The organism is Streptococcus suis (assembly GCF_002964045.1).
Taxonomy (GTDB): Bacteria; Bacillota; Bacilli; order Lactobacillales; family Streptococcaceae; genus Streptococcus; species Streptococcus suis_U.
Genome location: NZ_POPB01000649.1, coordinates 1 through 1,826 on the forward strand (window position 1 = coordinate 1; position 1,826 = coordinate 1,826).

The 1,826-nt window shown below is 45.2% G+C and carries 1 protein-coding gene and 12 tRNA genes; 1 reads left to right on the top strand and 12 read right to left on the bottom strand.

Translation table 11 applies throughout. The features are described from left to right. Nucleotides 1–172 precede the first annotated feature (172 nt). Nucleotides 173–331: an IS3 family transposase gene (locus tag C1E99_RS13830; protein ID WP_238146261.1), complete on the top strand. Its 159-nt coding sequence runs from the start codon at nt 173–175 to the stop codon at nt 329–331. A gap of 434 nt (nt 332–765) precedes the next feature. On the opposite strand, the gene C1E99_RS13835 is transcribed toward C1E99_RS13830, so the two are convergent. From C1E99_RS13835 to C1E99_RS13890, 12 genes are all read right to left on the bottom strand, one after another. Then, nucleotides 766–849 (bottom strand) — tRNA-Leu (locus C1E99_RS13835). 11 nt (nt 850–860) lie between these two features. Continuing rightward, nucleotides 861–932, bottom strand: a tRNA-Gln gene (locus C1E99_RS13840). 11 nt (nt 933–943) lie between these two features. Beyond that, nucleotides 944–1,016, bottom strand: a tRNA-His gene (locus tag C1E99_RS13845). A gap of 7 nt (nt 1,017–1,023) precedes the next feature. Then, nucleotides 1,024–1,094: transfer RNA gene (locus tag C1E99_RS13850), tRNA-Trp, on the bottom strand. Nucleotides 1,095–1,101: 7 nt separating this feature from the next. Then, a tRNA-Tyr gene (locus C1E99_RS13855) sits at nt 1,102–1,182 on the bottom strand. Between the two features lie 15 nt (nt 1,183–1,197). Continuing rightward, a tRNA-Phe gene (locus C1E99_RS13860) sits at nt 1,198–1,270 on the bottom strand. Nucleotides 1,271–1,277: 7 nt separating this feature from the next. Beyond that, nucleotides 1,278–1,351, bottom strand: a tRNA-Met gene (locus C1E99_RS13865). A gap of 9 nt (nt 1,352–1,360) precedes the next feature. Beyond that, a tRNA-Ser gene (locus C1E99_RS13870) sits at nt 1,361–1,450 on the bottom strand. 5 nt (nt 1,451–1,455) lie between these two features. Beyond that, nucleotides 1,456–1,527 (bottom strand) — tRNA-Glu (locus C1E99_RS13875). 5 nt (nt 1,528–1,532) lie between these two features. Continuing rightward, a tRNA-Ile gene (locus C1E99_RS13880) sits at nt 1,533–1,606 on the bottom strand. A 33-nt stretch (nt 1,607–1,639) separates the two neighbouring features. Then, nucleotides 1,640–1,710: transfer RNA gene (locus C1E99_RS13885), tRNA-Gly, on the bottom strand. A gap of 5 nt (nt 1,711–1,715) precedes the next feature. After that, nucleotides 1,716–1,788 (bottom strand) — tRNA-Val (locus C1E99_RS13890). Nucleotides 1,789–1,826 lie beyond the last annotated feature (38 nt).

Consider the following 1,826-nt stretch of genomic DNA (forward strand, 5'->3'; position numbering starts at 1 on the left):
AATCGCTAGTTTTTATCAAAAAATAATTTCAAAATAGAAAGGAACTTGTCCCATCCAAAATTCCAGATAACTAGAACTTACTTTGAGACGTCTCAGAGCCAGTAACTTTAGTGTACTCTTTTTTTCAACAATTTCAATTCAACAGTATCTCCGAAAATTAGATCAATTCGGTGTGACCATTTCTCATTCTGGCAAGGGAAATTGTTATGATAATGCGGCATGTGAGAATTTCTTTTCCCACATGAAGAGTGAATCCTTGAGACTATTTCCACCAGAGGATAGGGAAGCCCTCGTCCAACAAATCAGGGAATACATCGACTGGTATAATTGACACAGACCACAAGAAAAATTAAAAGGTATGAATCCCTTAGAATTTAGGGAAGCATACCTTCTAAAAAACTAACTTTTTTAACTGTCCATTTTATCTGGGGCTTGACATTTTAAACGCTTTTGTTTTACCTTATTTCAATGCCAAACTGGAAGCTACCAAAAAAAACGCATTTTGATTGACATGAACAATGAAAAGGGCTGAGAATAGCCCTTTTCAGATTATCTCCCAAAAATTGGAAAGAGATAAAAAGAGAACGAATTTCGTCCTCTCTAGGTGTTAGCTTTTCATCTACCCACTACAGTTGACAAAGAGCCCTTTTTAATACCTCACCTGAAGATCTACTGAACTACTAGCATAGCTAGTGGTTAATAAAGGATTCAGGGGGACAAAAACAAAGAAACGCTGATAAATCAACGTTTCTTCTTTATAAACTATACCGGCGGCCGGGGTCGAACCGGCACGTCCTTGCGGACACTGGATTTTGAGTCCAGCGCGTCTGCCAATTCCGCCACGCCGGCATATAGTTGAACTGGGGTAGCTGGATTCGAACCAACGCATGAGGGAGTCAAAGTCCCTTGCCTTACCGCTTGGCGATACCCCAATATTAAAATAGGCGAGTGAGGGGAATCGAACCCCCGAATGTCAGAGCCACAATCTGATGTGTTAACCACTTCACCACACCCGCCATATAACACGGGCAGTAGGAATTGAACCCACACTGAAGGTTTTGGAGACCTTAGTTCTACCTTTAAACTATGCCCGTAAAGGTATGGAGAGAGAGGGATTCGAACCCCCGAACCCGAAGGAGCGGATTTACAGTCCGCCGCGTTTAGCCTCTTCGCTATCTCTCCAAAATATTAAGTTAATGGCGCGAGACGGAATCGAACCGCCGACACATGGAGCTTCAATCCATTGCTCTACCAACTGAGCTACCGAGCCAATACAATTGCGGGAGCAGGATTTGAACCTACGACCTTCGGGTTATGAGCCCGACGAGCTACCTAGCTGCTCCATCCCGCGATAATAAAAAGGAGGATGTGGGATTCGAACCCACGCACGCTTTTACACGCCTGACGGTTTTCAAGACCGTTCCCTTCAGCCGGACTTGGGTAATCCTCCGAATATAGTCCGTACGGGATTCGAACCCGTGTTACCGCCGTGAAAAGGCGGTGTCTTAACCCCTTGACCAACGGACCATATATGGGCACGAGTGGAATCGAACCACCGACCTCACGCTTATCAGGCGTGCGCTCTAACCATCTGAGCTACGCGCCCAAACAAAAATGTTTGGAAATGAACAAAGTTCAAAGCGGGTGACGAGAATCGAACTCGCGACAACAGCTTGGAAGGCTGTAGTTTTACCACTAAACTACACCCGCTTATATGGGAGTTAACGGGATCGAACCGCTGACCCTCTGCTTGTAAGGCAGATGCTCTCCCAGCTGAGCTAAACTCCCAAATGGAGATCTCTCTCCAACTTGCTAAGCGACTACCG